Source organism: Rhizobium sp. UFLA01-1127, from assembly GCF_059803845.1.
Genome location: NZ_JAUQTZ010000072.1, coordinates 24,687 through 30,686, shown reverse-complemented (window position 1 = coordinate 30,686; position 6,000 = coordinate 24,687). Strand labels below are relative to the sequence as shown.

The window sequence follows — 6,000 nt, the reverse complement described above, 5'->3', positions numbered from 1 at the left end:
AGCACTAATGCTGGTTCTAATGCCAGAACATCGCCTAACTGGCTCGTTCAGCAAAATCCGTTCACCGGACGCTCACGATACAATCATTTTCCTGAGCAAATATCCAACGCTGGAGGGGTATTGCCTTGTCTGCCCTCGTGAACATCGAGAGGACCTGTCGCACGGTCTCACCAAAGCAGAATACCTTCGCCTGCAGGAAATGGTTTACGCTTTATCTCGGGTCCTTAAAAACCTGTTCGACGCTGAGCGCGTTTACGTTCTTTCGCTCGGAAGTCGTCAAGCAAACAGTCATCTCCATTTCCACGTCGCGCCCTTACCAAAAGGTGTTCCCCTGGCGCAGCAACAATATCACGCACTCATGGTCGAAAACGGCGTCCTGCATATCAATGATGAAGACATGGCGGCTCTAGCTCAGCGCATCCGGACAGCGTTCCTGGCTGAGCTTGCGAGCCAAAATGAATAGGCAAACGAGATCTGTCGGCTGAATTACAAATCATCTCCGAGTTCGGCGGGTTGCGAGCTGGGGGCAGTGGGCGAGCTATTCTTCCCTAAACCTCCGAAGCCTTTGACCTATCTGCGATCTTTTAATGGACCGGGTTCAGGAACGGGTGCCGGTCGAGACAACAGTCTTTGGATAAGCAAGAATACGCCTGCTGCGGCTACACTTGATAAGAAGCCCCAAATCGGAAGAAGAAGATAATACTTCAGCGAAAGCGGTGGCAAAGGTAGAAGGTTAGAAGTCGCATGCCATATTGTACAATAAGCTACGGCTGCGAACGAATTGTCTGCCTTTAAATATATGTAGCTCGACGCAACATGAAAGAATTTAACCAGAACCAAAAAATATGCCGCCAACACATAAGACGCAAATTCTGACGCTATACCGAAATCTCCGAGATGCTGCCTGACCGCAGGGAAATATAGGCCAAATTCCAACAGTGCGACTGGGAACAATCCCAGAGCCGGGTGCGGCGAGCGCTTGAAGAGCCAAACCGTCACAAACTTTATCACTTCCTCGAAGAAGGCGAGGAGGGCTGTCTTGAAAACGAACGCAAAGCCAAAGGACACAGCTGCCCTCCCGTTTCGAGAAACGCTACTCGGTTGCAACCGCCGCGAGGCGTATTCTTTCGTCGGTCATTCATATTCCGAATATTAAGATGATGTTCATAGCCATATGAAAAGCGCACGAAATAAGTATTCCTCCGCTAAAATATCGTATAACTCCAAGAAAAACGCCGATTAGCGCATAGTCTAAAAATGCCGATAAACTATTGGGAACATGCGGGACTATGTACAACACCGTTGTACAGAAAACGATCAGTTTATCATTATAGTGATGGCTCCGGAGCTTCAACCACAGATGACCACGAAAAAATAACTCCTCGCAGATCGGTGCGATAATGCAGGTCGTAAGGATTAAAAGAACGCTTGTGGCCGAAAAGCTATAGCTTGCCTGGTCCAGACCCTGCCAAGGCGACTTTAAGAGCAGCAAAACAACGCCCGTCACAAGCGCATAAAGCAGCGAACGACGTTGGCGATCCGGTCGAGCAACCTCTCGAATGCGCAGTAGGATCGAGCCCAAGAGGATTATGTCGATCGTAAGGATCGGTACCACAATGGCTATTTCGGTTCGTGCGGTCGCAGTAACGTCTGATGCAGACAGGACGACACCGGCGATATTGGTGGTGAGGAAAGCCACCAATATGGCGCTTATGATAATTCCAATGTCACCTGCGCAGACGAGAAAAATCATACGACAGATGGTTGTCACCCCTGCCAGACATCGCTTCAAGAACTGCGCCATGAACTACAAGCCGCCTAGCTACGTGAATTTCAATGAATGGTTGGGGTCATCGCTGCCCAAAAAATGGACGAATAAGGAAGTCCCATACCAAAAATGAAACAATTGGAGAGAGAAAGGCGAAGTAAATGAAGTGATCTTCAATTCCCCGTAAACCGAAGGGAAACAGAAAAATCAAAAGGGGATTTATGATGGCAAGGGGTATGAGAATGTTAAGATATTTCAACCGTTACCTCCCCAGTATCGGACATAGACCCCGACAAGATCCAGAATCTATGTCCTTTGCAGCGGTTCCGAGAACTATCTGTGGCTTCCGGAGCTACTAACGCCTCTACCGCCGTCGGATGCGGGGCCTCCACCGTAATCACCCATGGCAGTGTAGCCACCATAGTCGGGCGAAGCTCCGCTGTTAATATTATTTTCTACCGAGTTACCGATGGCGTATCCGGCGAGCCCGCCGCCTGCAGCGCCGATCCGACCGCCCATGGGGCCCGCCGCAGAGCCAGCCGTTCCCCCGACTACACCGCCTACAGCAGCACCGATCCGGCCGCCCCATCCGCTGTTTGAACCACTATCAGATGAACCACCCATAAAACTTCTCCTATCTTGCGCTTTGGGTTGAAATTTCATTATGTGATGCATCACAGATAGTATTATCTGTGCCGGAGGATGCTATAATCAACCCCAAAAGTCGCGCCCAATAGGAAAAACAACCATTGGATGAAACTCCAGCATCATTTTCCTGGTTCACGAAGACAACCGGGAAATACACTGGCCACATAGTTGAACTTTCAATCATTTCTATTGTGCTGCGCCTTCTCGGGCTTGTTCAACCTTTTGTTTTTCAGGCGCTTATCGACAGAATTCTCCCGTTTCAGCGGGAAGATAGTCTTTATATTGTTGTTGCCCTTCTCGTTGTCGTCGCTTTGTTTCAGAGCGCGTTCAAGTCGGTGTCGACATATCTGGGCGGTGATCTCGTCAATCAACTGACACGCGAATTCAGCAGGCGTATTTACGAACATGTTCTCCACCTGCCGCTCCGCACCCTTCAAAAATGGCAAGTGGGCGAGTTGTTCGCACGCATGGGTGAAATCGAGACCATTCGCCGGTTTCTGACCGGAACCATCTCCGGTGTGATCATCGATATCGTGTTCTCGTTTGTTTATCTCGGCGCTCTTTTTTCGATCAGCCCATCGCTTACCCTGATCATCATCGTCATCCTACCAACGCAGATGGCCTCGATCGCGATAGTCGGTCCGTTCTTGCGTCGCCGCTTGAAGCAGTCGTTTCTTGCAAATTCAGCTCACCAATCGCGCATGATCGAGACCTTCAGGAACGCTGAGACTGTGAAGGCCCAGGCCGCCGAAGAGCGCTACGCCAGGCGTCTCGATGGAACGATGTCCGCTTCCCTCGACCTGGGGTTCAAGATCACCAGATTGCACATCGTGAACGGGATCATCAGCGATGCTTTCAGCAATGCTTTTGACATCGTGATCGTCTTTTTTGGCGCGATGCTCGTTCTGGATAACTCCATTACCCTTGGACAACTTGTAGCGTTTCATTTGCTGGCTGGACATGTGTCGGCACCCATCCTTGGACTGGCGTCGCTGTGGGAGCACTGGCAGGGCATCAAGATCGCTCGTCTTCGTCTTGGGGATGTCCTAAACGCCCCCTCGGAGGTCAAAACAGGCAAGCAAAACCTTGTTTTGAAAGGACCGGCAACTCTGCGCCTTGAGGCGGTCTCGTTCGGATACACTTCGGAGCGTCTTGTTCTCGACAATCTGAACCTAACGATTTCACCTGGAAAACCGACCATCATTGTCGGGCGCTCAGGCTTTGGGAAATCTACGCTGGCGAAGGTACTGGGCGGATTATATCCGCCAGACTCTGGTTCCGTCTTCATCGACGATCAGGTGATGGATAGCTTCACCCCTGAAAGTATCAGGACCAACATAGCCTACCTGCCACAGGAGGCCGCACTGTTCGCCGGAACGATTAGGGAAAATCTCCTTCTCGCAAAGGAAGACGTCACCGATGATGAGATGCAAACGGCGTTGCGGGATAGCGCTTGCGCAGAAATGATCGAGCAATTTCCGGATGGAATGGAGACGGACGTTGGCGAGCACGGATCTTCGCTATCTGGTGGTCAGCGACAGCGATTGGCGCTAGCTCGCCTTCTCCTCCGTAACCCCAACGTCTTGATTGTCGACGAACCCACCAGTGCCCTGGATGAGCGATCAGCGTCTATTATCACGCAAACGCTAAACGACCTCGCCAAGTCTCGCACCGTTGCCATCGTAAGTCACCGCCCAGAACTGTTCGGTGCCGAAGCGCATGTCGTCGATCTCGAAAAACTCCAGGAGCGACCATGACTGAGATGTCGCCATCCATGGCACGAGCGTCGCCGACGGTCCGAATAACGGCTTGGCTTCTTCTTGTGCTCTTCGCAGTCATCCTTGGCGGCAGCATCGTTGCCAAAACGGAAGTCGTGGCACGTGGCTCTGGAAAATTAGTTCCGATATCGCGTGTTCAGGTGGTGCAGCCGCTCGCCGACGGCAAAATCATCGAGTTGAACGTCAATGAGGGACAGACAGTGGCCGAGGGCGAAGTTCTGGTCAAACTCGATCCCACCGCAGCCCAAAGTGATATTCAACGGATCCAGGCCAATATCGAGCAACAATCGCTCGATGCCGATGTGGCTGATGCCATCGTCACACCACTTGCCTCACAAGATCCTGCAAGTTCCGGCTTCGTCGAGGCTGGCGTCCAGAAGTTCCGTCAGGACTGGCCCGCTAGCTCCGAAAAGGAGCCTGAAGGGGAGGCGCTTGTCCGCGCAACACTCGTCGCCTTGCGCGATCAAATTTTGCAGACAGATGCTCAACTGAAACAATTGGAGTTGCAGCAGGAAGCGCAGAATGCCCGAATAGAGAAGGCCAAGACCGACCGCGACATCGTTTCTCAGAAGCTTACCTCGGCGGATACTTTATTGCAGCAGGGGGTCATGAGCCGCAACGAACATCTCGATAGGCTCCGAGAGGTGAGATCGATCGATAGCGATGCGCGGGTGGCTGAAAGCGAACTTTCTGCCCTCGTGGCATCGACGGAGACGACGAGACGTCAAAGGGCATTTGTAATCTCCGATAATCTTGCCACGCAGCGTCGCCGTCTCAGGGAATCGGAGATCGCCCGAGACAGCTCCAATGCTGCACTACGCGCCGCACAGGAAAGGCTGAACAATCTCACACTTCGTTCACCCGTCGCTGGGCGGGTTGAGAACATGACGGTTCACACCGTGGGCGGTTACGTTGAGGCAGGAGCGACCTTGATGGGTGTTGTGCCGACCGACGGTGGCATGGAAGTGGAGGCCTTTTTCGATAATAGGGACGTGGGTTTTTTGCAGAGCGGACAAAAGGCATACGCAAAGTTCGACGCCTTTCCATCTGAGCGCTTTGGCGTCATTGCAGGCCATGTGACAAGTATCGGGGCGGATGCACGGGATAACGGCGCATCCAAGTGGGTGTATGCCGTGCGCCTTCGTCTCGATAAGTCGGGACTACGGGTGGACGGCAAGGACATTGGCTTTTCGCCAGGTATGACGGTGACAGTCGACGTCGTCACGTCAAAGCGCAGGCTCATTTCCTACTTTTTCGAACCTATTACGAAGGCGCTACAAAATGGGTTGAAGGAGCGATGACACCAATGGATACGACTTCGTCGGTCAGAAAATTGGGTGCGATGGATGCGCTCGGCTGTATGACGTTTTTGGCACTTCAATCTCCGCTTCACCGACGCTGGTTGATCGCCGACATGGAAACGAACTTCGTTCCCGCACTCAAGGCGGGCCAATGCAAGATTTACTTTTTTGGGCCGGACAATCCCAAGGCCTTTGTGACATGGGCACTCGTCGACGAAGAAACTCATCAAAAGTTGATGAGCGACGGCCTTACACCTCATGAATCAAAATGGGCGTCCGGAGACAACCTTTGGTTCATCGATGTTGTAGCGCCCCACGGCGACGCGGCAATGGTCATTCGGGATATGCGGCAAAATCATTTTTCCGGACAAAGCGGATATTCGATCAAGCGCAACCCGGATGGCTCGATTAATCGGATTAAGAAGTGGCGGAACATCCGTTGAAGTTGGGTACCTCTCACCACTCCTTTGTCCAACCGCTGGTCAGACATCAGCTGGGCATATGT

Annotated in this window: 5 protein-coding genes; 4 read left to right on the top strand and 1 reads right to left on the bottom strand. The window is 52.2% G+C overall.

Annotation, left to right across the window (positions count from 1 at the left end):
- The first annotated feature begins 7 nt into the window (after positions 1–7).
- Positions 8–463, top strand: a complete 456-nt coding sequence (locus Q4Q11_RS18580; protein WP_498570435.1) for an HIT family protein — start codon at positions 8–10, stop codon at positions 461–463.
- Positions 464–1,138: 675 nt separating this feature from the next.
- Here Q4Q11_RS18580 and Q4Q11_RS18575 read toward each other — a convergent pair.
- Positions 1,139–1,804 carry a CPBP family intramembrane glutamic endopeptidase gene (locus Q4Q11_RS18575; RefSeq protein WP_498570433.1) on the bottom strand — a complete coding sequence of 222 codons (666 nt, stop codon included), beginning with the start codon at positions 1,802–1,804 and terminating at the stop codon, positions 1,139–1,141.
- A 713-nt stretch (positions 1,805–2,517) separates the two neighbouring features.
- Between Q4Q11_RS18575 and Q4Q11_RS18570 the strand changes: the two genes are divergently transcribed.
- From Q4Q11_RS18570 to Q4Q11_RS18560, 3 genes are read left to right on the top strand one after another with little or no spacing between them, the layout of a single operon-like run.
- Positions 2,518–4,173: a peptidase domain-containing ABC transporter gene (locus Q4Q11_RS18570; RefSeq protein ID WP_498570432.1), complete on the top strand. Its 1,656-nt coding sequence runs from the start codon at positions 2,518–2,520 to the stop codon at positions 4,171–4,173.
- A complete protein-coding gene (locus tag Q4Q11_RS18565; protein WP_498570431.1) occupies positions 4,170–5,495 on the top strand; it encodes an HlyD family type I secretion periplasmic adaptor subunit in 1,326 nt (441 codons plus the stop codon). Before Q4Q11_RS18570 ends, Q4Q11_RS18565 begins: the two co-directional genes overlap by 4 nt.
- A 5-nt stretch (positions 5,496–5,500) precedes the next feature.
- Positions 5,501–5,938 carry a toxin-activating lysine-acyltransferase gene (locus Q4Q11_RS18560; protein WP_498570430.1) on the top strand — a complete coding sequence of 146 codons (438 nt, stop codon included), beginning with the start codon at positions 5,501–5,503 and terminating at the stop codon, positions 5,936–5,938.
- Positions 5,939–6,000: the final 62 nt, after the last annotated feature.

Bases quoted from the DNA above. Each gene is read 5' to 3' on its own strand.
- Q4Q11_RS18580 (WP_498570435.1), top strand. From the start codon at position 8: ATGCTGGTTCTAATGCCAGAACATCGCCTAACTGGCTCGTTCAGCAAA.
- Q4Q11_RS18575 (WP_498570433.1), bottom strand. From the start codon at position 1,804: ATGGCGCAGTTCTTGAAGCGATGTCTGGCAGGGGTGACAACCATCTGT.
- Q4Q11_RS18565 (WP_498570431.1), top strand. From the start codon at position 4,170: ATGACTGAGATGTCGCCATCCATGGCACGAGCGTCGCCGACGGTCCGA.
- Q4Q11_RS18560 (WP_498570430.1), top strand. From the start codon at position 5,501: ATGGATACGACTTCGTCGGTCAGAAAATTGGGTGCGATGGATGCGCTC.